At 54.3% G+C, this 23304-nt stretch carries 17 protein-coding genes; 8 read left to right on the plus strand and 9 right to left on the minus strand.

Going from position 1 to position 23304, the window contains the following annotated elements:
* The first annotated feature begins 118 nt into the window (after positions 1-118).
* Both QNN88_RS15765 and gorA read left to right on the plus strand, forming a co-directional pair.
* Complete coding sequence (locus QNN88_RS15765; protein ID WP_414241043.1) at positions 119-961, plus strand: 23S rRNA (adenine(2030)-N(6))-methyltransferase RlmJ; 843 nt, start codon at positions 119-121, stop codon at positions 959-961.
* Between the two features lie 71 nt (positions 962-1032).
* Entirely contained in the window at positions 1033-2385 is a 1353-nt protein-coding gene (gene gorA, locus QNN88_RS15770) for a glutathione-disulfide reductase (RefSeq protein ID WP_414241044.1), read from the plus strand.
* A gap of 46 nt (positions 2386-2431) precedes the next feature.
* Here gorA and QNN88_RS15775 read toward each other — a convergent pair whose 3' ends face one another.
* On the minus strand, positions 2432-3826 hold the full coding sequence (locus QNN88_RS15775; protein ID WP_414241045.1) for a cytochrome-c peroxidase: 1395 nt from the start codon (positions 3824-3826) through the stop codon (positions 2432-2434).
* A 415-nt stretch (positions 3827-4241) separates the two neighbouring features.
* On the opposite strand from QNN88_RS15775, the gene QNN88_RS15780 reads away from it, so the two are divergent.
* Entirely contained in the window at positions 4242-5891 is a 1650-nt protein-coding gene (locus tag QNN88_RS15780; protein ID WP_414241046.1) for an alpha,alpha-trehalase, read from the plus strand.
* A gap of 3 nt (positions 5892-5894) precedes the next feature.
* Here QNN88_RS15780 and QNN88_RS15785 read toward each other — a convergent pair whose 3' ends face one another.
* Positions 5895-7475, minus strand: coding sequence for an STY4199 family HEPN domain-containing protein (locus QNN88_RS15785; RefSeq protein WP_414241047.1), 1581 nt, complete (start codon positions 7473-7475; stop codon positions 5895-5897).
* A gap of 152 nt (positions 7476-7627) precedes the next feature.
* On the opposite strand from QNN88_RS15785, the gene QNN88_RS15790 reads away from it, so the two are divergent.
* Positions 7628-8176 carry a GNAT family N-acetyltransferase gene (locus QNN88_RS15790; protein ID WP_414241048.1) on the plus strand — a complete coding sequence of 183 codons (549 nt, stop codon included), beginning with the start codon at positions 7628-7630 and terminating at the stop codon, positions 8174-8176.
* Between the two features lie 15 nt (positions 8177-8191).
* Here the strand turns inward: QNN88_RS15790 and QNN88_RS15795 are convergent, their stop codons facing one another.
* Both QNN88_RS15795 and QNN88_RS15800 read right to left on the minus strand, forming a co-directional pair.
* On the minus strand, positions 8192-8791 hold the full coding sequence (locus QNN88_RS15795) for a response regulator transcription factor (RefSeq protein ID WP_414241049.1): 600 nt from the start codon (positions 8789-8791) through the stop codon (positions 8192-8194).
* Positions 8792-9150: 359 nt separating this feature from the next.
* The gene (locus QNN88_RS15800; protein WP_414241050.1) at positions 9151-9909 is read right to left on the minus strand and encodes an SDR family NAD(P)-dependent oxidoreductase; all 759 of its coding nucleotides are present in this window, start codon (positions 9907-9909) and stop codon (positions 9151-9153) included.
* A gap of 119 nt (positions 9910-10028) precedes the next feature.
* Between QNN88_RS15800 and QNN88_RS15805 the strand changes: the two genes are divergently transcribed.
* From QNN88_RS15805 to QNN88_RS15815, 3 genes are all read left to right on the plus strand, one after another.
* Positions 10029-10928, plus strand: coding sequence for a LysR family transcriptional regulator (locus tag QNN88_RS15805; protein WP_414241051.1), 900 nt, complete (start codon positions 10029-10031; stop codon positions 10926-10928).
* A 47-nt stretch (positions 10929-10975) separates the two neighbouring features.
* The gene (yhjD, locus tag QNN88_RS15810; RefSeq protein ID WP_414241052.1) at positions 10976-12004 is read left to right on the plus strand and encodes an inner membrane protein YhjD; all 1029 of its coding nucleotides are present in this window, start codon (positions 10976-10978) and stop codon (positions 12002-12004) included.
* A gap of 317 nt (positions 12005-12321) precedes the next feature.
* Positions 12322-13644: an MFS transporter gene (locus QNN88_RS15815; protein ID WP_414241053.1), complete on the plus strand. Its 1323-nt coding sequence runs from the start codon at positions 12322-12324 to the stop codon at positions 13642-13644.
* Positions 13645-13780: 136 nt separating this feature from the next.
* Here the strand turns inward: QNN88_RS15815 and QNN88_RS15820 are convergent, their stop codons facing one another.
* On the minus strand, positions 13781-15841 hold the full coding sequence (locus QNN88_RS15820) for an AsmA family protein (RefSeq protein WP_414241054.1): 2061 nt from the start codon (positions 15839-15841) through the stop codon (positions 13781-13783).
* Positions 15842-15917: 76 nt separating this feature from the next.
* Entirely contained in the window at positions 15918-16685 is a 768-nt protein-coding gene (gene pdeH, locus QNN88_RS15825; protein WP_414241055.1) for a cyclic-guanylate-specific phosphodiesterase, read from the minus strand.
* Between the two features lie 232 nt (positions 16686-16917).
* Here pdeH and QNN88_RS15830 point away from each other — a divergent pair, with 232 nt between their 5' ends.
* The gene (locus tag QNN88_RS15830; protein ID WP_414241056.1) at positions 16918-17847 is read left to right on the plus strand and encodes a sugar kinase; all 930 of its coding nucleotides are present in this window, start codon (positions 16918-16920) and stop codon (positions 17845-17847) included.
* 83 nt (positions 17848-17930) lie between these two features.
* On the opposite strand, the gene QNN88_RS15835 is transcribed toward QNN88_RS15830, so the two are convergent.
* The 3 genes from QNN88_RS15835 to hmsP all read right to left on the minus strand — a co-directional run bounded on the left by QNN88_RS15835 (position 17931) and on the right by hmsP (position 23174).
* Positions 17931-19424, minus strand: a complete 1494-nt coding sequence (locus QNN88_RS15835) for a M16 family metallopeptidase (RefSeq protein ID WP_414241057.1) — start codon at positions 19422-19424, stop codon at positions 17931-17933.
* Between the two features lie 222 nt (positions 19425-19646).
* On the minus strand, positions 19647-20933 hold the full coding sequence (dctA, locus tag QNN88_RS15840; protein ID WP_042323143.1) for a C4-dicarboxylate transporter DctC: 1287 nt from the start codon (positions 20931-20933) through the stop codon (positions 19647-19649).
* 255 nt (positions 20934-21188) lie between these two features.
* Entirely contained in the window at positions 21189-23174 is a 1986-nt protein-coding gene (gene hmsP, locus QNN88_RS15845) for a biofilm formation regulator HmsP (protein ID WP_414241058.1), read from the minus strand.
* Between the last annotated feature and the right edge of the window lie 130 nt (positions 23175-23304).

Here is a 23304-nt window from a genome sequence, read left to right on the forward strand (position 1 = left end):
GGCGTTGTGCTTTCGCGGCAGCGGTGACTTTTCTGTATACTGTGGCGAAAGGCTTTTTATTCGCCCGAAAGCGCAACGCGTTTCGGGCTTACGTTTATCACCTGGAACACGTTTACCCATGCTCAGTTATCGCCACAGCTTCCACGCAGGCAACCACGCCGACGTCCTTAAACATACGGTTCAGAGCCTGATCATCGAGGCGCTCAAAGAAAAAGAAAAACCGTTTCTTTATCTGGACACCCACGCCGGCGCGGGCCGTTATCAGTTAAGCAGCGAGCATGCGGAGCGCACCGGGGAGTACCTGGAGGGTATCGCCCGCATCTGGCAGCAGGACGATCTGCCAGCCGAGCTGGAACCCTATATCAGCGTGGTGTCACATTTCAACCGTAGCGGGCAACTGCGTTACTACCCGGGCTCGCCGCTGATTGCCCGTCAGTTGCTGCGCGAGCAGGACAGCCTGCACCTGACGGAGCTGCACCCGAGCGATTTTCCGCTGCTGCGGGGTGAATTTCAGAAAGATGAGCGTGCCCGCGTGGCGCGTGCGGACGGGTATCAGCAACTGAAAGCAAAGTTGCCGCCGGTCTCCCGTCGCGGTCTGATCCTCATCGACCCACCTTATGAAATTAAATCGGACTATCAGGCCGTTGTCGCCGGGATAGCCGAAGGCTATAAACGTTTTGCCACCGGGACGTATGCCCTGTGGTATCCGGTGGTGTTACGCCAGCAAATCAAGCGCATGGTGCACGATCTGGAAGCGACCGGTATCCGTAAAATCCTGCAAATCGAGCTGGCGGTACGTCCGGACAGCGACCAGCGCGGCATGACCGCCTCCGGCATGATTGTGGTCAACCCCCCATGGAAGCTGGAAGCACAAATGAACACGGTGCTGCCGTGGCTGCACAGTAAACTGGTGCCTGCAGGTATCGGGCATACCTCGGTAAACTGGATCGTGCCAGAGTAATTGCAGCTATCGGTGGAAGCTATTGATTTCAGGTATACAATCGCGGCAATCAGAACGTAAGGATAAGACTCATGAGCAAGCATTATGACTACATCGCCATCGGCGGTGGCAGCGGCGGTATCGCCTCGATTAACCGTGCCGCTATGTACGGCCAGAAGTGTGCGCTGATTGAAGCCAAAGAGCTGGGCGGCACCTGCGTGAATGTCGGCTGTGTACCGAAAAAAGTGATGTGGCACGCCGCGCAAATCCGTGAGGCTATCCATCTGTACGGCCCGGACTACGGGTTCGATACCACCATCAATAAATTTAACTGGGATACGCTGATCGCCAGTCGTACCGCCTATATCGACCGTATTCACACCTCGTACGATAACGTGCTGGGCAAGAATAACGTGGATGTCATCAAAGGTTTTGCCCGCTTCGTCGATGCCAAAACCATTGAAGTCAACGGTGAAACGATTACCGCCGATCACATCCTCATCGCCACGGGCGGTCGTCCGAGCCACCCGGATATTCCAGGCGTGGAATACGGTATCGACTCCGACGGTTTCTTTGAACTGCCGGCCCTGCCGGAGCGCGTCGCGGTTGTCGGTGCCGGTTATATTGCCGTTGAACTGGCGGGCGTGATTAACGGTCTGGGCGCCCAAACCCATCTGTTCGTGCGTAAGCATGCGCCGCTGCGCAGTTTTGATCCGATGATTACCGAAACGCTGGTGGAAGTGATGAATGCCGAAGGCCCGACGCTTCACACCCACGCCATTCCGAAAGCGGTGGTGAAAAACGCCGACGGTAGCCTGACGCTCGAACTGGAAGACGGACGCAGCGAAACAGTTGATTGCCTGATCTGGGCGATTGGCCGTGAACCGGCAACCGATAATTTCAACCTGGCAGCGACCGGCGTAAAAACCAACGACAAAGGGTATATCGTCGTCGATAAATACCAGAACACGAACGTGGACGGAATTTATGCGGTTGGGGATAACACGGGCGCGGTAGAGCTGACGCCGGTTGCCGTGGCGGCGGGTCGTCGTCTCTCTGAACGTCTGTTTAACAACAAGCCGGACGAGCATCTGGACTACAGCGACATCCCGACCGTGGTCTTCAGCCACCCGCCAATTGGCACCGTCGGCCTGACCGAACCGCAGGCGCGCGAGAAGTACGGCGACGCGGAGGTGAAAGTGTACAAATCCTCGTTTACCGCGATGTACACTGCGGTGACCTCACACCGCCAGCCGTGCCGCATGAAGTTAGTCTGCGTCGGCCCGGAAGAGAAGATTGTCGGTATTCACGGCATCGGTTTTGGCATGGATGAGATGTTACAGGGCTTCGCGGTGGCACTGAAGATGGGCGCCACCAAGAAAGACTTCGACAATACCGTCGCCATTCACCCGACCGCGGCAGAAGAATTCGTGACGATGCGTTAAGCATTAAAATGCCGGATAGGGCGTCAGCGCTATCCGGCCATCATAATCACTTATCCTGCATATACGGCGTATACACCCCAGTCTGACTCTCAAGGAAGGCGACAATGTCATCGATATCTTCCTGCGGGATCTCTTTTCCCACCTGATAACGCAGCATCAACTTAACCGCGCCATCCAGCGTTGGAACATCACCACGATGGAAATACGGCGCTGTGAGCGCAACGTTACGCAAACTCGGGACTTTCTGGCGCAATTTATCGCGCATTTCATTGGTCACGTTCATTCGACCAATATCCGCTGCGGTAATCTCACCAAAATTAAAGTCTTTCTTCAGGCCCAGCGGTTCAAACGAACGTCCGCCCAGAATCATCCCGCCATGACAGGTGGCGCATTTATTGTCTTTAAACAATTGATAGCCATGCTTTTGTTTAGCCGTCAGCGCGTTTTCATCACCGCGCAGCCAGTTATCAAACGGAGAATCAGGCGTAATCAATGTTTTCTCGAACTCTGCAATCGCATCGGTAATCGTGTCACCGCTGAAACCCTGCGGATAAACCGCGAGAAATTGCTTTTTCAGGATGGGATCCTTGTCGAGTTTACCGATGATTTCATCCCAGGATTTCGACGCCATTTCTATCGGGTTCAATGGCGGTCCACCCGCCTGTGCCTGCAGCGTTGGCGCACGACCATCCCAGAACTGCTCCACGTTAAAGACCGAGTTGAATACCGTTGGCGCGTTGATCGGACCAACCGCGCCGCCGACGCCAATCGATGTCTTCCGCCCATCCACGCCTCCCGCGTTCAGGGCATGACAATGCGCACAAGAGATAGTGCTGTCTCCTGACAAACGCGGATCGTGATAAAGAGTAAAACCGAGCGCCACTTTCTGCGCATCGGTCGGCAACGTTTTAGGAATCGGCTGCACCGGCTCATTGCGATGTTGGCTCGCCGTGTCATTACTGGCGTAATACTGCTCGCGTTGTTTCGCAATCCAGCTAAGGATCGCTTTCCGTTCCTCATCACTCACCTTCCCCGCCCAGTGCAACGCGGTATAGCGGGTCGGCGGCATGGTTTCATACTGCATCACCCATTCAATTTTATTCAGATCGCTCTGTGAAACGGGCTCATCGGCCAGCAACGCGGCGCGGACGGCTTCAAGGTTGAAGGATTTATAACCCAGTTGAATATCGTAATTCATCAACTGTTTCGCGATGGGCAAGGAGGAGTAAAACGGTAATTCTGCGGAAGGGGTATGACAATAATCGCATCCTTTCTCACGTAAAAATCCCAGAACCTGATTATTTTCTTCCCTCGTTGAGGCCTGAACGGAAGCAGCCTGACTACGCTGTTTTTCGTGATACCAGACGTAACCGGATAATCCTAAATAACAGATAACGATGCCTGCGATGGCAATCGCGGTAAGACGGGTAATGATTTTCATTATTTTACCCTCACAGTAGTGAGTTATTGTGACCCAGAAAATTGAGAAAAGCGGGCGTCCTATATAGACCTTGCCATCATAGAAAATAAGCAGGAGACTAACTTGATAAGTATCAACCAATTACATGGGCGGCATCTATCGATGAGATAGCTTTTCCCTATTAAGTGTAATGTTTATTTCATTCACAAATCGTTGCAATCGAATGTTCCGAAAATAAGCCTTCTCGACTATTCCACTGAAAAATAATTTTTTCGAATTATCAGTGCACTATAGTGCTATTGCATTAAATGCCCGAGGCGTAAACGTGATCTGTCGCACACTTTGCACCGCACACACCGAAGCGAATGTCTACGCTTAAAAGACAGCCGGGCAACACCCGTATCCTTTACGACGCAATCCGGAGGTCTTTCTCATTATGATCAACCAGAAACTGCAACACGCCCCGTCAGAGGACATCACGATCGACATCGATCTGATATATGAAACGGATCCGTGCGAGTTAAAGCTGGATGAGATGATCGAAGCAGAACCGGAACCGGAGATGATTGAGGGGCTTCCCGCCTCTGACGCCCTGACGCCAGCCGATCGCTATCTCGAACTCTTCGAGCACGTACAGTCCTCGAAAATTTTTGCCGACAGCAAAACCTTTCCGGACTGTGCGCCGAAAATGGATCCGCTCGATATCCTGATCCGCTATCGCAAAGTCCGTCGTCATCGGGATTTCGATTTGCGACGCTTTGTCGAAAATCACTTCTGGCTGCCGGAAGTCTTCGACAGCGCGTATGTTTCCGACCCGGAAAATTCGCTGAAAGAGCATATCGACCAACTGTGGCCGGTGTTAACCCGTGAACCGCAGGATCACATTCCATGGTCATCGCTGCTGGCGCTGCCACAGTCCTACATCGTGCCGGGGGGCCGATTTAGCGAAACCTATTACTGGGATTCTTATTTCACCATGCTGGGGCTGGCGGAAAGTGGTCGTGAAGACCTGCTGAAATGTATGGCGGATAACTTCGCGTGGATGATTGAAAACTACGGCCATATTCCGAACGGCAATCGCACCTATTATCTTAGCCGTTCGCAGCCACCGGTGTTCGCGCTGATGGTCGAACTGTTCGAAGAGGATGGCGTTCGCGGCGCGCGGCGCTATCTTGACCATCTGAAGATGGAGTATGCCTTCTGGATGGACGGCGCAGAGTCGCTGGTACTAAACCAGGCGTATCGCCATGCCGTCAGGATGCCGGACGGTTCACTGCTCAACCGCTACTGGGATGACCGCGATACCCCGCGCGATGAGTCATGGCTGGAGGATGTGGAAACCGCCAAACATTCTGGTCGCCCCCCGAACGAGGTGTATCGCGATCTGCGCGCCGGTGCGGCATCGGGCTGGGACTATTCTTCCCGCTGGCTACGTGACCCCACACGACTGGCGAGTATTCGCACCACGCAATTTATCCCTATCGATCTCAACGCCTTCCTGTTCAAACTGGAGAGCGCCATCGCCAATATTTCTGCCCTAAAGGGTGAACGCGACGTCGAAGCGGAATTTCGCCAGAAGGCGAGCGATCGTCGGGCCGCGGTGAACCGCTATTTATGGGATGAAGAAAATGGCTGTTACCGCGATTATGACTGGCGGCGCGAGCAGATGGCGCTGTTTTCAGCGGCCAGCATTGTTCCACTCTACGTTGGAATGGCGACCCATGAACAGGCCGATCGGCTGGGCGATACCGTGCGAACCCGTCTGTTAACGCCTGGCGGTATTATGGCCTCCGAATACGAAACCGGCGAGCAGTGGGATAAACCCAACGGCTGGGCGCCGCTCCAGTGGATGGCGATTCAGGGCTTTAAGATGTACGGCGATGATGCGCTGGGAGACGAAATCGCCCACAGCTGGCTGCAGACGGTGAATCATTTTTATCAGCAGCATCATAAGCTCATTGAGAAATACCATATCGCCAGCGGCACCCCACGCGAGGGCGGCGGCGGTGAGTACCCATTACAGGATGGCTTTGGCTGGACCAACGGCGTGGTACGCAGGCTCATTGGTCTGTATGGCGAGCCGTAACGGTTACTCTATCACGTCAAAAATGGCGCGCTGAATCTTCAGCCATTTCTCGTTATCCGCGCTGGGATCGGCGCGGAAACGCCGCTCTGCCTGCCCGGTATCATGCTGCTGTCGTGCTATCACCGCAGGCACCGTGCAAAAACGCTGCAGATAAGCTTTGTGTTCACTCGTCAGCGGCGCACCGCCGGACATGGCGTGACCCAACGTATTGATAAAGCGTCGACACGGTTTGCTTTCATCCATCTGTGAGGGATAGCGCAACAGTAACTCCAGGACGTCGGTATTGTTGCGGGAAAACGCCGTTTCGGTCCACGAGACCTGCCAGTTCATACCGCCCTGCAAAAAGAGCGAGGTAACCCTGGTGTCATTGCGATCGATGGCCGCACGCATGTTAAACACATCCCAGGTGATCCCCATCTGTGTCACCATTTCTCGTGCCGAGGACACTTCGCGCTTGGGTTCTGCCTGGGTAATCTTGATGTTCGGCGCAGGCGCGGGCGGCTGCGAACTCACTAACCACGCTCCACCGCCCAAAATGGCGATCACCATGATCCCCACCGCCCCCCAAAGCATGCCGGTGATAAGCTGCTCGCGCTCTTCTGCCGTGCGAAGTGAACGCTTACGCGGTGGTTCAAACGATTCGCTAATTTCCTCCGTGTCGCCTCCCGCCTGACGGTCCTTTTCCCGTGCCGCCTCCCAAAACTGCGTCAGTAGCCCCTCTTCTACAATCATCAACGCCGCTGGATTAATGCGGGCGCGCCCTTGTTCATAGGCCCGCTGGACAGGACGGACGATATGCTGAAACTGACAGGAGAGTAACGTCAGTTGAGCCGATGTCAGCGGCTCCCCGGCCAGTACCGTGTTACGCGCCTGGCGACAGTCATCGAGAAACACCCGCAGCGTCAGGCGTGGTTCGACAAACAGATTCAGCACTGACGCATCGTTAAAAATGCCGGAGTAGTGGCGGGTAAAAGTCTTTTTATCGACAATCATCAGCGCCAGCTCACTAAAACGCATGCCGCTCAGCGGGTCCTGGCGCTCTCCCTGCTTGATCCAGCGCCGAAGTTTGTCCGCACCAAAGTTGTCTTTCAGGTAATTATTGAGCTGCGTTTTATCCGGCCACATCTGCGAAATCAGCGCGACCAGGGTCAGCTCAATCGTGCGTAACTGCCGCTCTGCGCGTACTTGCTGACTGTGGTCCGCTTCTTCAATTTCCGTTTTAAAATTAAGTAACGATTGATGATGGCGCAGCAACTCCAGCGATCTGACCACGCGCAGGGCAGCAATCAATTGGTTCTCGCTGACCTCCTGCCCGCTGTCATATTGCGGTACGCACTGCTGGAGATGGCGCAGTTGCAACGTAAACTGGCTCAGTTGCGCGTCGTTGAGATGCAAACGCCGGGCGACCTGGCTCCAGCCGCCCAGATTCAGCCGGGCCTGATCCAGGTGTTCCAGAAACCAGCGCGGATCTTTGCCATCAGAGGCATGTACCCCCAGCAATAGCAGGATCTCCACCGAGGCCTGGCGGATAATGCCCAGACAGTGCTCAAAGGTCGTGCGTGTGGTCAAAACGCTAATCGTCATTCTCTTCCTTCGTCAAAAGCGCCTCCATGCGGAGGTCATTAATTTTGCTTTAGTTCTTTGTTTTAATTATTAGTTTTTATAGATATAACAAGTTCAATAATTAATACAGTGACCGCTACGTGAACATTGAGAAATATCTCAGGAGAGAGCCCGTGCCCATACTGAAAACAGCCCGTCTGACCTGTCGCCCGCTCACCGCTGCCGACTGGCCCTTTTTCCTCGCGCTCCAGCAGGATCCGGACGTGATGCGTCATGTCGCCGATGCCCGACGCGAGAGCGAGATTCGGGAAGCGTTCGATTCTCGCTTAGCGGCGTGGCATCCGGGCGACGCGCACTGGTTGTGTCTGGTTCTGTGCGATAACGAGACCCACACGTCGCTCGGAGTGACGGGCTACATTCACCGTGCAAAAGAGAGTGCTGAGGTCGGGTTTCTGCTGGCACCCGACGCGCAGGGAAAAGGATACGCAACAGAATCGTTACGCGCCGTCTGTGATTACGCCTTTACCCACGGTGGTTTACGCCGCCTGACGGCCTGCGTCACGGAAGGAAACCATTCTTCCCGCCATGTGCTGGAGAAAGTGGGATTTGTACTGGAGGGCACGCTCAGGGAGAGTTACTGGCTGCAACAGCGCTGGCAGAATGACTGGTTACTGGGTTTATTAAAACGGGAATATATTACGACCGCAGGATCACGGTCGTAATATAACAGCAGGGTATTAAGGTTGAACCAGTAGCATCGCCGCCTGGGTGCGATTTTTAACATCCAGTCGGCGGTACAGTGATTCAAGATGCGCTTTCACCGTTCCGGTACTGATATTTAACGCGCGGCCAATTTCCTTATTGGTTTCACCGGACGCCAGCATCGCTAAAATTTCCCGTTGCCTGGCGCTTAACGCATGAATATCACGGGATTCCGTGGGTGGGGTGTTTAACCATTCCCCAGGTAAAAACATCATCCCCATCGCGACGCTATTGATCGCCAGCGCAAATTTCTCCGGTTCTGAATCGCGGGAAATAATCGCGAGCACATTATATTGCGTCAGTTCCTGCAAGCCTTTTTTCCCGCAGTCCGTGGCGATAATTAAGGTTTTGACGAGAGGGAACTGTTGCGCGGCTTTTTGCAGGATCCAACGGCAAAATTCACCGTCAAGATCGCCATCCAGCATAAGCAAGGCTTCGGGATTCTCTTCCAGTTTATACCAGAGTTCATCGGCCTGACTGACACCCTGAATACTCACTCCTGGAATTCGTTGTTGTAAACTTATTTTCATTCCATGAATAAATATTGACTGCCTGTCAAACATGATGATTTGCATTACTCTCTCCACCGTTTTTCGATATAAAAATTAAGGAGGGGAAGGGTATTACCCGACGGGTAAAATAAACATTCGCCATTTGGCGGAGGGTCATTCTACAGAGATTGCCACAGGAGAGAAGTAAAAAAATAAATTTTTACAGCTGAAACATGAGAATTACATCAGGGTATAAAAAACAGGCGGTAAAATAAGAAATTCCTAATATTTCAGACGCAATCACATCAATTGAATATTAAATCACAAAGAAAGTACCGAACACGCATGAGAAAAGAAACCGTCGCCGACGCATAATTATGTTACATAATAAAAATTCGCACTTCATGATCATTCAGCGAGCGCAAAGGCTCGCTGAATTCGGCTTACAGGAACATCCCGCCAGAGACTTCAATACGCTGTGCCGTCATCCAGGCTAATTCATCGCTGAGTAACGCGGCAATCGCATCGCCAATATCATCGGGTAAACCGGCCCGGCCCAGCGCCGTTTGTGAAGCCACATACGCGTTCAACTCTTTATTATCCCGCAGACGTCCGCCGCCAAAATCGGTCTCAATGGCGCCAGGGGCGATGGCGTTAACGGAAATCCCACGCGCGCCCAGTTCTTTCGCCTGGTAACGCGTCAGTACTTCCATCGCCCCTTTCATAGAGGCATAGGCGGCGTATCCGGGCAGAGCAAAACGCGCCAGTCCGGTTGAGACATTAAGAATTCGCCCGCCTTCGTTGATCAGCGGTAACAGGTGCTGCGTCAGGAAAAACGGGCCTTTAAAATGGATGCGCATCAGCTCATCAAACATCTCTTCGGAGGTGTCAGCATACGGCGCGTATAAGCCGATCCCGGCATTGTTCACTAAATAATCAAACGTCTCTCTGTTCCAGTGCGTTTGCAACTGCGTTTTCACCTCAGCGGTGAAGGCAGAGAAACTGGTACTATCACCGACATTCAGTTGAATTGCCGCCGCTTTCCTGCCTTTTTGCTCAATTTCAGCCACGACGTCCAGCGCGGCCTGATGCTGGCGGTGGTAAGTGAAGAGAATATCCGTTCCTTTGTCTGCCAGCTTAAGCGCGGCGTTTTTACCCAGTCCACGGCTCCCGCCGGTCACTAATGCGATGCGTTGCGTCATGACAAACCTCATTTCAGCTGTTGTGTTAATTGAGATAAAGCTTATTAGGTGATAGAAAAACAATAAATATCGCTAAATGCGCATGACTGTTTCATCCGGAACAACAATAGGATCATAGAATGGATAAAATACATGCAATGCAGTTATTCATTCGTGTCGCAGAACTGGAGAGTTTTTCTCGCGCTGCCGACACCCTGGGGCTTCCTAAAGGTAGCGTATCGCGCCAGATTCAGGCCCTGGAGAACCATCTGGGTACTCAGCTTTTGCACCGCACCACACGGCGGGTGCAACTGACGCAGGATGGTATGGTCTATTACGAGCGGGCGAAAGATCTGTTGAGTAATCTGGATGAACTGGACGGCCTGTTTCAGCACGACCCCACCAGCATCAGCGGTAAACTACGGGTCGATATGCCAGTTGGCGTCGCGCGAAATCTGGTGATCCCCCGCCTGCCCGCCTTTTTGCAGCAGTATCCGGGAATTGAACTGGAGCTCAGCAGCAGTGACCGCCTGGTGGATTTAATCCGCGAAGGCTTTGACTGCGTAGTGCGGGTCGGCACGCTGAAGGATTCCGGTCTGATTGCCCGCCCGCTGGGTAAGCTTACCGTGATCAACTGCGCCAGCCAGCAGTACCTGGCGCGTTTTGGCTATCCGGAAAGCCTTGCGGATCTCGCCTCTCACGCCGTGGTGCACTACTCGCTAAATCTGGGAACACGACCGCCGGGTTTTGAAATCGCCACCAGCAACGGGACGCAGTGGATTAAAACCGGCGGCATGCTGACCGTTAACAGCACGGAAACCTATCACGCAGCCTGTCTGGCAGGGCTGGGAATTATTCAGGTCCCACGTGTCGGAGTCCGTGAAGCATTACGCAATGGCACACTCATTGAGGTGCTGCCACAGTACCGCGCCTCGCCGATGCCGGTATCGCTGCTTTACCCGCACCGGCGTAACCTTTCTCGTCGCGTGCACCTGTTTATGGAGTGGCTGACCGGCGTGATGAAGGACTACGTGGACTGAGACGCTATACTGTCCAGAGACTTAACAAAAGAAGGACGCCTGAGCTGATGATGCAGGATAACGACGTAAAACGCCCCACAGAGGAACTTGAACACGACCCGGTGCGCAAAATCGACACCACTGCGGCCGAAAAGCACGAGAAGAAAAGCATCGCCAGCGAGAAGCTGAAAACGGTGACCACCACCGTCGAAAGAATCCAGCGCATCCCGGTGATTGCGCATCTGCTCCGCGCGGCTGAACGTTTTAACGATCGGTTAGGGAACCAGTTCGGCGCGGCCATTACCTACTTCTCGTTTCTGTCGATGATCCCTATTCTGATGGTGTCATTTGCCGCCGCAGGCTTTATTCTCGCTTCGCATCCAACGCTGTTGCAGGACATCTTTAATAAAATCCTGATGAACGTCAGTGACCCAACGCTTGCCGCTACGCTGAAAAGCACGATCAATACGGCAGTACAGCAGCGTACCACCGTCGGTCTGGTCGGGTTAGGGATCGCCCTTTACTCCGGGATTAACTGGATGGGTAACCTGCGTGAGGCGATCCGCGCCCAGTCGCGGGACGTCTGGGAGCGCACGCCGCAGGATCAGGAAAAAATCTGGATCAAATACCTGCGCGATTTCATCTCACTGATCGGCCTGTTGATTGCGCTGATTGTGACATTGTCGATCACCTCCGTGGCCGGATCGGCACAGCAGATGATCATCTCCGCCCTCTACCTCGACAGCATCGAGTGGCTGAAACCCACCTGGCGACTGATTGGCCTGGCGATTTCCATTTTCGCCAACTACCTGTTGTTCTTCTGGATTTTCTGGCGATTACCGCGTCATCGTCCGCGTAAGAAGGCATTGATTCGCGGCACGCTGATTGCGGCGATTGGCTTTGAAGCCATTAAAATTATCATGACTTATACCCTTCCTGCGTTAGTGAAATCCCCTTCCGGCGCGGCGTTTGGTTCTGTGCTGGGGCTGATGGCGTTCTTCTACTTTTTCGCCCGGTTGACGCTGTTCTGTGCAGCCTGGATTGCGACCGCCGAGTACAAAGACGACCCGCGCATGCCGGGCAAAACGCACCGGTAATCCCCGGTATTCTGCCGGATGGCGCTGCGCTTATCCGGCCTACAAACAGCTCTGCGCATACCGGACCAGGCAGGGCTGCCGTCTTTACCTGCTGTTTTAGCACATAAATCCAGTCCTTAACTTTTATTTAACCAAAAACCAGTTTTATTCACTCATTTTAAAATTGTGTGAAGCATTTCATGGACGTGAAATCGCCGACGCAAATATTATTCGCTTTTTGCCGGTTTTTTGTCCACTTTACGAGTTTGTTACAGATTGAAATGTCGCTTTTGCTGTGCGTAATATGGCCGTTCGTTCGCCAAAAATAAGAAAATACTATGCAAGCAACCGCCACCACACTCGATAACGAGCAGGAACATACTCCGGTCAATTCACGCAATAAGGTCGTCGTCGCCTCACTCATTGGCACCGCCATTGAGTTCTTCGACTTCTACATTTACGCGACCGCCGCTGTGATTGTCTTCCCGCACATCTTCTTCCCGCAGGGCGACCCGACCGCAGCAACGCTACAGTCTCTCGCCACGTTCGCCATCGCCTTTGTCGCGCGCCCGATTGGTTCTGCGCTCTTTGGCCACTTTGGTGACCGGGTGGGACGTAAAGTGACGCTGGTGGCGTCTTTGCTGACAATGGGGATCTCAACGGTGATCATCGGCCTGCTGCCAGGCTATGCCACCATTGGCATTTTCGCCCCGCTGCTGCTGGCGCTGGCCCGTTTTGGGCAGGGTCTGGGACTGGGTGGAGAATGGGGCGGCGCGGCCCTGCTGGCGACAGAGAACGCCCCGCCGCGTAAACGCGCGCTGTATGGCTCGTTCCCGCAGTTGGGCGCACCGATTGGCTTCTTCTTTGCTAACGGCACCTTCCTGCTGCTCTCCTGGCTGTTGACCGATGAGCAGTTCATGAGCTGGGGCTGGCGCGTGCCGTTTATCTTCTCGGCAGTGCTGGTGATTATCGGCCTGTACGTCCGCGTTTCCCTGCATGAGACGCCGGTTTTCGCCAAAGTGGCCGCCGCGAAAAAACAGGTAAAAATCCCGCTGGGGACGTTACTGACCAAACACGTCCGCGTGACCATCCTCGGCACGTTCATCATGCTGGCGACCTATACGCTGTTCTATATCATGACCGTGTATTCGATGACGTTCAGTACCGCCGCTGCGCCGGTCGGTCTGGGCCTGCCACGCAACGATGTGTTGTGGATGCTGATGATGGCGGTGATTGGCTTTGGCGTGATGGTACCGGTCGCCGGTCTGCTCGCGGATGCGTTTGGTCGTCGCAAGAGCATGGTGATCATTACCACGCTGATTATCCTGTTCGCGCTGTTCGCCTTTAAACCGCTGCTGGGATCCGGCAATCCGGCGCTGGTCTTCGCCTTTCTGCTGCTGGGGCTGAGCCTGATGGGTCTGACGTTCGGGCCGATGGGTGCTCTGTTGCCTGAACTGTTCCCGACCGAAGTACGCTACACCGGCGCGTCGTTCTCCTATAACGTCTCTTCGATTCTCGGGGCATCCGTCGCACCGTATATCGCCGCGTGGTTGCAGTCCAATTATGGTCTTGCCGCCGTAGGAACCTATCTGGCGTCGATGGCGGCATTAACGCTGATCGCGCTGCTGTTAACTCACGAAACGCGCCATCAGTCGCTGTAATCTTTACATGCCGGGTGGCGGCGACGCCTTACCCGGCCTACAAACACTTCCATTTCCATAGGCCGGGTCCACCAAGCCTGCAAACACTTTCATTTTCGTAGGCCGGGTAAGCGCAAGCGCCACCCGGCACAACACATTACTTCTTCATTTGCGACAGAATCGTCCGGCACTGGTTGGCATCACCTTCTGACGGTGAAATCAGCGCCAGCAACGCGGCGGCGGGCGTCACTAACGTCGCCAGCGCCGCAGCTACCGCGCCCCGGGCGATCAACGGCCCGGCTTTCACCCCCGCCTGCGGGTTCTTAAACGACCCGCGCACATACAGCGGCGAACGCAATGTAATGATGCGGATGCCTTTGCTCTCCGGGTCGATGGTTAAATCCAGCTGTTCTGAGGCAAAGCTCGCCGTCCCGGTGACGTTAATCAGCGCATTTTCGGTGTCGAATGCGAAAATTTGCGGGCGCGCCACCCCGTTCACAATATCAAGATTGGCCGCCGCGCAGTTCACCCGCACTTCGTCATCGCCAAAGATCTGCCCGACAATAAAGTTGCCAACGTTCAGACCAACAATCTCCATCAGGTTGCGGCTGATCAGCCCGTCGTTCATTAGCAGTTTCAGGTTGCCGTTGCTGTTACCCAGCAGCGCCGCCACGGAATTCCCGGTGCCGCGAAACTCGGCGTCACCGTTCATTTCACCCAGCGTTTTTTGCATCAGCTCGACATTGGGCATAAGCGCTTTCAGTTTTAAGCGCCGCGCCTGAATGTCCGCCCGTCCCTGCATTGGCTTTTTATCCCCTTCCAGATGGATATTCGCATTGATGCTGCCGCCCGCCAGACCAAATTTCAGCGGCTGCAGACGCAGATCGGCATTCTTCAGAATGATATGGGTGGAGAGATCGCTGATGGGCAGGCTGCTGCCATGTTCAATACGCCGGCCTTTGAAACGCACGTCGGCGTCCATCACGTCCCATTTGTCCGTTTCAAAGCGATCGTAGGGCAGCACTTTGTCCGCCGGTTGCACACTTTTCTCGCCTTTTTTCTGTTCCGGGCGCGCCGACTGTGCCGCACCTTTACCAGAATCGACACCGATCAGCGGGCCTAAATCCGCCAGCCTGAGCTGACGTGATTCCACATCGCCTTCCAGCTTCGGACGCGGTTTTCCTGTCGTGTAGGTCAGCGAACCATGAATATCGCTGTCGCCAATCCGCCCGTTAAACCCGCGATAGTCAAAAACCGAAGATTTTCCGGTATCGATTTTAGCCACCAGCCGGCCGTCCGTTTCGAACGGCGGGGTATCCGGTAGCAGTACGCCCGTCAGGTCATACAGTTCACCCAGTGAATCCCCGGAGAATTTCAGTTGCAGATCGACGCCGCCCATCTTCATCGGATCATTAACCACGCCAACGAACGCCACCCGCGTATTTCCCGAACGGAAGTCGGCCTGCACCGGAAACGGCGCCGCTTCGCTGCGTAACGCCAGCATACCGCCGATTTTTCCCGTTCCGCTGAGCGGCTCACCGTTATAGCGCCCTTTCGCTTTCAGGCCAAAAACGTAATCTTCAACCTTCGCGTTATCGCCTTTCGCTTTGTTTCCCGTGACTTCACTGAACGGTAGCGGTTTGCCCAGCGGATCGACCAGGATCTCGATATCGGCTTTGCTGACCTTATCGTCAATGGCTATCCGCCCCTGATCAAAGAGAATGTTGTCCAGCCGGAATGACCAGTCGGAAGGTTGGGCATTGGGATCGTTGTTCTCGCGACTGGCCAGATCAAAGGTCCAGTTATTGTTTTTCTCAGACAGGCGAATCAGCCGCGCATCGGGCTTCACCAGCTTGATCCATGGCAGCCAGACGGTCTTGCTTAACAGCGCCAGCGGGGCGAGCGTCGCTTCGACGCGGGGAAGGTGCACCATTGTCACTTCAGGAATGTCGGGAGGATTACCGAGGATAATATCTTCAGCATGCACGTGCGGCCACGGCAGCCAACTGCGCCAGCCCGTCTCCTGCTTCTGACGTTCCCAGACAACGCCTAAATCACCACGTATGGCGAACGGTCGGTTCAGTTCGGTTGAGACTTTCTGGTTGATGGTCGGTTTGAGACGGTTCCAGTCGAATGTCGCTATTAACACGATAACGACCACAATCAACAACAAGAAAGCCCCTGTTATTACTGCAGTTATTTTTCCGGCTTTGGTCATAGTTAGCGTCCTCACGTCTTTCCTTGCCTGTACTAAAGATAGTCCAGCCAGACGGAGTTAGCGGAAATCGCCAGTTTTACAGGGACAGAATCACTTCATCGAGACAGGCGAACGGAACCGGGCGCGACAGGAAATAGCCCTGTGCGGCAAAGGCAGGCGAGCGTTGCACATCACGCCACTCTTCCAGCGTTTCCACGCCTTCAACAATCACGCCACGGCAATAGCGGTTCATCAGTTGCAGCAACAGAATGAAGAGATTGCGCCCCTCTGGCGTCTGGCGAAGCATCACGAACAGCTCGCGCGCGACTTTGATGTAGTCATAGCGGACCTCGTTCAGGGCAGAGAAGTTAGCCATCCCGGTGCCGAAATCATCCAGCCACAGCGGACCAAACTCGCACATGCTGGCAAACGAGGATTCTTTTGGCAGATGGATATGTTCAACCAGCTCGAAACGCAGCCATGGCATCTGCTCAATCATCTGCACCATGTTGGGCTGCTGGCGCATGGCGAGCAGCGTCGGACCATCGACATTCACGGAAGCCAACAATTCATGACGCTGGAAAAAGTCGGTTTTCTGCTCCAGTAGCTGAAGTTGTTCTTTGACGACATCAATGCGATGGCGCACCGCCACTCCGGCAAAATAACGGTCAGGCGCGATACGTTGTGTCGGGTTGTCCGGATGCGTCACCACCGTCAGCAGCTCAACGGCTAACAGGCTTCCGTCGGTCCGGTAAATCGGCTGATAAGTGTAAGCACGCTCGCACTGCAGCCAAAAGCGCCGATCCTGCAAGCTTTCAACGCTCGCCTCGGAATTGCTTCGCTGCTGGATAACCTGGTTTATCATCTCAGATGTCCCGTGATTAAGTGTGTTACTGCCCCGACTCGTCAAAGGTTATCGGCCTTCAGACGAAGAACTTTATGTTCAGTCACGCGCAAAATCGAAAACGGTTTTGTAAAAATCAATGCAGAATACGGACTGGCTCAAGAAAAATTTTGGAACGTTGTTTTAATATGATTGACCACCTAACACCCACAGCGCACACTAACGCTAACTTTTTCAAAGCAGGTTCACGACTATGTCCAAAAAGATTGCCGTGATTGGCGAATGCATGATTGAGCTGTCACAGAAAGGCGCAGACGTTCAGCGCGGATTCGGTGGCGACACATTGAATACTTCCGTTTACATTGCCCGTCAGGTTGATGCTACGGCGCTCTCCGTGCACTACGTCACGGCACTGGGCACGGACAGTTTCAGCCAGCAGATGCTGTCGTCATGGCAAGCCGAAAACGTGGATACCTCGCTGACGCAGCGCATGGAAAACCGCCTGCCTGGCCTCTACTACATCGAGACCGACAGCACTGGCGAAAGAACGTTCTATTACTGGCGCAACGAAGCGGCAGCGAAATTCTGGCTGGAGAGCGAGCAGTCCGCGGCCATCTGCGAAACGCTGGCAACCTTTGACTACCTCTACCTGAGCGGTATCAGTCTCGCGATCCTGAGTCCTTCCAGCCGTGACAAACTGCTGTCGCTGCTGCGCGAATGCCGCGCCAACGGTGGGAAAGTCATTTTTGACAATAACTATCGTCCGCGTCTGTGGGCCAGCAAAGAAGAGACTCAGCAGGTGTATCAGCAGATGCTGGAATGCACCGATATCGCCTTCCTGACGCTGGACGACGAAGATGCGCTCTGGGGCATGAAGCCGGTTGAAGAGGTGATTGCCCGTACGCATGCCGCGGGTGTGCAGGAAGTGGTTGTGAAACGCGGTGCGGATTCTTGCCTGGTGTCTGTTAATGGGGAAAAACTGATCGACGTTCCTGCGGTAAAACTGCCGAAAGAGAAAGTGATCGATACCACTGCCGCCGGCGATTCGTTCAGCGCCGGATATCTGGCCGTTCGCCTAACCGGTGGCGATGCCGTTAACGCAGCCAAACGAGGCCACCTGACTGCCAGCACCGTCATTCAGCATCGCGGGGCCATTATCCCACGCGACGCCATGCCGCAGTAAAACCCGCGCCGGATAGCGGCGTAAACGCTTTATCCGGCCTGGGAAACTCGTTCTCCCTGGCCGGATAAGCGCAGCGCCATCAACTACTGTGCAGCCGGGATATCGGTCACTTCCGGGTGCGCATCATCCGTTTCTTCCGATGTCGCCGCTGCAGTCACCGGCGCCATGATTTGATCCCACGTCGCCTGCAACTCCTTCATATTGAATTCCGGCTCGCCTTTCGGCTGCAGTAGAATCAGCGCCATTTCCTGCGACAATTGCTGGCGCAGATCCTGATTCAGCATCTCAACGGTCAGGCTGTTCAGAAAGTCCTGGCGTAAACGCTGGTATTGCTCCGGCGCGATATCCACCACCTGATTTTGCAGTGAACGCAGGCGCTGGCTGATCAGAATATCGGTATCGGTACGGGCGTAGGTCGCAAACAGTTTCTGCAGTTCCAGATTTTTTTGCGCCACCAGCGCATTGAACTCTTCTTCCGGCAGGCCGTTATCACGTACTTTCGCCAGTTCACGCGCCACGGTGCTCAGATTGCTGTTGAGCTTGTCGTTTGGTGATTCAATATTGATGCCACACTGGGCGCGCAGGAACAGCACACGACAGTCAAAGCCGAGGCCAATGTCTTTCGCGTTATTCTTGCTCAACGCCTGCTGAACATGCCAGAACAATGCCTCACGCGCTAAATCCGCACGCCAGTAGCGCAACAGCGCGGCGGACTCGCGAATCGGCTGCCACGGCGCATCCCACATTATAGAGAGACGATCCTGGCGAACCGCGTCGGTCATAATACTTACCGCTTCCGCGCGCAATGGCGATAGCGTCGGCACTGGCGCAGGCGTTTCGCGTTTCCCTTTCAGTTCACCAAACGTTTTGTTGATTTGCTCGGCCACCGACCGCGCATCGACGTTACCGACAACAATCAGCGTCATCGCATCCGGGGTGTACCATTTCTGGTAGAAGTCGTGAACTTTCGCCGCATCTACCGGCATTTTTACCGGTTCAGCGGGATCGTGGCCCAACAGCGCCGACCCTTTCAGGCGATAGCGCCACCAGCCTTCTTTGGTGTCGACGGGAAGCGTAGTGACCATGTCCTCCGCGCTTAACGCATGATTCACGACGTCGGGCGTGATCGCCAGTTTGCCCATCGTGTTCGCCAGATAGTTCAGCGACTCTTTCAGTAGATCGTTGCGGTTGTTAGGCAGGCTGAGATTGTACTGCGTAGAATCGTAAGAGACGGTCACCGGGGGCATCGGACGCTTAGGGTCAAATCCTTGCTGCCACAGTGAACGCGCCTGCGTGGCATCAAGACCGCCACTCTGGGTTAACGCAATACGGGGAATAAGATGACTGAAACCGCTCTGTTGCGTACTTTCGGCGAGCGAACCGGTATTTACCAGCAGACGGACCTCGATACGGTCACTGGGGCGTTGCGGGGTGGCTAATACTTGCCACTGTAAACCATTCGCCAGCGTCCCCTGTTGCCATGCCGGGTCAGGCTGGAGCGCATCTGCCTGCACATAGCCAGCAGTGGCCAACATCAGCAAACCGCCCGCGACAAGTCGAATTTTTGTGCCCTGCATGTGAACCCCTGATCAACAATCCTGGTAATAAAAAGACAATCCCAATTGGGCTTATCTGAATATGACGTTAAAAACACTTCGTGTTAGACCGCAAGAACATGAAAATGTCACGGAAGAAGTGAAATAAACCCGATACCTCCATGTTGAAGGATTCGGGCACAGGGGTCAATTATGCGCAGGAGCCCGCAGCCCCACAAGGGACCGCGGTCATAAGTATCGAGATTAAGAGGATATTTCGTGCGTTTTTCCTTCAGGTGCACGATTATTCAGCACATCGTCAAGCTTCTTGTGGTCCAGTTCCTTCACCCACTTCGCGACCACGACTGTTGCCACACCGTTACCGACCAGGTTGGTCAGCGCACGGGCTTCAGACATGAAGCGGTCGATCCCCAGGATGAGCGCCAGACCGGCAACCGGCAGATGGCCAACCGCAGAGATGGTCGCCGCCAGCACGATAAAGCCGCTTCCGGTCACGCCCGCCGCCCCTTTCGAAGAGAGCAGCAGAACCACCAGCAACGTGATCTGATGGAAGATATCCATATGACTGTTGGTGGCCTGGGCGATAAACACCGCCGCCATCGTCAGGTATATCGAGGTCCCGTCGAGGTTAAACGAATAGCCGGTCGGAATAACCAGCCCGACAACCGACTTACGACAACCGAGTTTCTCCATCTTGTCGAGCATACGCGGCAACGCGGACTCGGAAGAGGACGTCCCCAGCACGATCAGCAGTTCCTCACGGATATAGCGGATAAATTTAAAGATGCTGAAGCCTGTTGCACGGGCGATCGAACCCAGCACAACAACCACAAACAGGATACAGGTGATGTAGAAGCAAACGATCAGTTGCCCCAACTGCACCAGCGTACCCACGCCGTATTTACCGATGGTAAACGCCATCGCCCCGAACGCCCCGATTGGCGCCAGACGCATGATCATATTGATGATGCCGAAAATGACCTGCGAGAAGCTTTCAATGACGTTGAAAATCAGTTGGCCTTTACTGCCCAGACGATGCAGAGCAAAGCCAAACATCACCGCAAACAGCAGAACTTGCAGGATGTTACCGCTGGCAAAGGCGCCAATGACGCTGCCGGGGATAATATCCATCAGGAAGCCTACGATTCCCTGGTCTTTTGCCTGTTCGGCGTAAATGGCCACCGCTTTCGCATCCAGCGTAGCCGGATCAACGTTCATCCCGGCACCCGGTTGCACCACGTTCACGATAATGAGACCAATGATCAGCGCAATCGTACTGACAATCTCAAAGTAAAGGAGCGCAACCGCACCCGTACGGCCCACGGCCTTCATGCTTTCCATACCTGCAATGCCGGTCACGACAGTACAGAAGATGACAGGAGCGATGACCATCTTGATGAGCTTAACGAACGCATCGCCAAGCGGTTTCATTTGTGCGCCTAATTCAGGGTAGTAATGGCCAAGGAGAATACCAATGGCAATTGCTGTCAGGACCTGAAAGTAGAGGCTTTTAAACAGAGAGATTTTCATAGGGTGTCCTTGAAGTAAAAACCACAGGTCTTGTAAGGTTTTGGTTAACCTGCGGCCTTAAAATAACACCTAGACAACAAGGCAGAAATGCACCAGGATCATAATTGAAACAAAAATGTTAAAAACCTTGAGCTGGCTCGCACAAGCCGGACCTTTTATAACTATTTTAATTACATTCTTTACCCATCAGGCAAAAAAATTGCAGCCCGTCTGGACACGAATAGCCGCAGGCGGTGTTCAAAGGGCAAGAAAAACCTACTTTGCGAGATAACGTTCTTCAAAGGTTTCGGCGGGGACAGCACGGGCATAAAGGAAGCCCTGAGCGATTTCCACGCCCGCCTGCGCCAGCCATTCGCGCTGTGCCTCCGTCTCGACGCCTTCCGCCACCATCTGCAGATTCAGGCTACGCGCCAACAGGATAATGGCCGAGATCATGCTGTTATCTTCCGGCAGACCATCGACAAACATTTTGTCGATTTTCAGTACGTCGACTGGCAGGGATTTCATGTGCTGAAGCTGGCGCAGCCCCGCGTAGCCCATGCCGAAATCGTCCAGCGCGATACGCACGCCGGCGTTACGTAATGGGCGCAGGATGGCTACTGCGGCATGTGGGTCATCGATTCGTCGACTCTCTGTCACTTCCAGAATAAGCGTGCCCGGCTGGATACGGTAACGGTTTAACAGTTCCAGCATGTCTGACACCATATTCGGGTGCATCAACTGGAGCGCCGACAGATTGACCGACAGCGGCAGGGTGATCCCGCGCGCCTGCCAGGCAGCAAGCTGACGGCAGGACTCTTCCAGCACCCAGTGTCCTACGGTCACCATCAGGCCGCAGGATTCAATTCGCTCAATCAACCCCTCCGGCAACTCCCAGCTCCCGTCCGGCTGTTGCAGGCGCAGCAACGCTTCGGCACTGACGACGTTACCGCTGCTCATCTCCACCTGAGGTTGTAACCACAAGGCAAAGCGGTGGTTATCGAGCGCGGTGAGAATATCGCTCTCTTCGGTAAGCCGTTTCTGAGCGGCTTCCATCTGTTCAGGGTCGAAAAACTGAATCTGGTTTTTGCCCTTACGCCGGGCGGTAAAGGCCGCCGAGACCGCGCGCCCGTAGAGCTGCTCAGCGCTGAGATCGCCGTAATACATCGCCACACCGATACAGCAGCTCGGGCGGAGTTGGATCCCCTGTACCGGCAGACGCTCACTAATGATAGTGAGTACTTGCTGACCTAGCGTGATAGCGTGCCAGGGTTCTTTGACGCCGTGGGCGATAATGGCAAAGTCGTAACCGCTGATCTGCGCGAGCACCATGCGCGGCGACAGTACCGATTTCAGCTTTTCCACCAGCGTCAGCAGGAGAATTTCCCGCTGCGCCTCTTTCAGTATCCCAGCGGTATCACGCAACGTCTCGCAGGTGACAATCATCAACGCCGTCGTCTGCTGACGCGCCACAACCTGCTCAAGCAACCCCATCAGGAACGCTTTGTTCGGTAAATCAGAAACCGGGAAACGCATCGCGTTTTCCGTCAACTCTTCGCTTTGACGCTGTAGCAGCTGTTGATTGAGGTTGTAGCTACGGATCAACAAGCCAATCTCATCGTCAGTATGCAGACGCGGCAACGCCAGTTGATGACCAATCAAATCCTGTTGTGGAATGTTATTCAGCTCACGCGCAATTTTGCGCAACGGATGCAAGATCAGCCGGTTTACGCACCAGCTAATTGCCACCGTCAGCATCAGAGACAAAAGTAAGTAAATGGTCACTAACGTAGACAGCGTGCTCATTACAAACTTATACATGCGGTAGGAGTCCGCCTGGAGCACCAGATAGGCCAGCGGTTGCGGATTCGCCGGGCGCTCAAGCGAGTAAACGGGCAGCGAGATCTGTACCGGCAGTTCGAAGAGCCGGGTCACCATCACCGGCACAGGGCGTTCAGGGATAAAGCTCATGCGCAGCGCCTGGAACTGGTTCGGCAGCACCACATCGGCGCGTTGCACCACGCCAGCCGGTTTGATACTGGCGAGAATCGCTTCGGCGCCGGGAATATCGGCTTTTAAAATTGAGGCAGACAGAGGTTCACGAACAGAACGGGCAATACTTTCCAGTTGCGTCGCCGTGTTATAGCGGTTCTGCTGTACCAAATGAAACAGCAAAACGGTGCAGAACAGAAATACAAACACCATGACAACGGCAGCCACCATTGCCATCTGCTTAATTGTTAACGAGCGACTGACGCGCAATATTGTCTCCCCCGGATGTCCCAGATTGCCGCCCGAGTATACCCGATCGCGGCGGCATTGAGAGAGGCTGTGTCTGAAAAGGCCGTTTCTGATTATTGACGACCGGATAGCGCTGCGCTTATCCGGCCCC

The sequence above is a fragment of the Citrobacter sp. ANG330 genome (genome assembly GCF_047467925.1).
Lineage (GTDB): Bacteria > Pseudomonadota > Gammaproteobacteria > Enterobacterales > Enterobacteriaceae > Citrobacter_A > Citrobacter_A amalonaticus_G.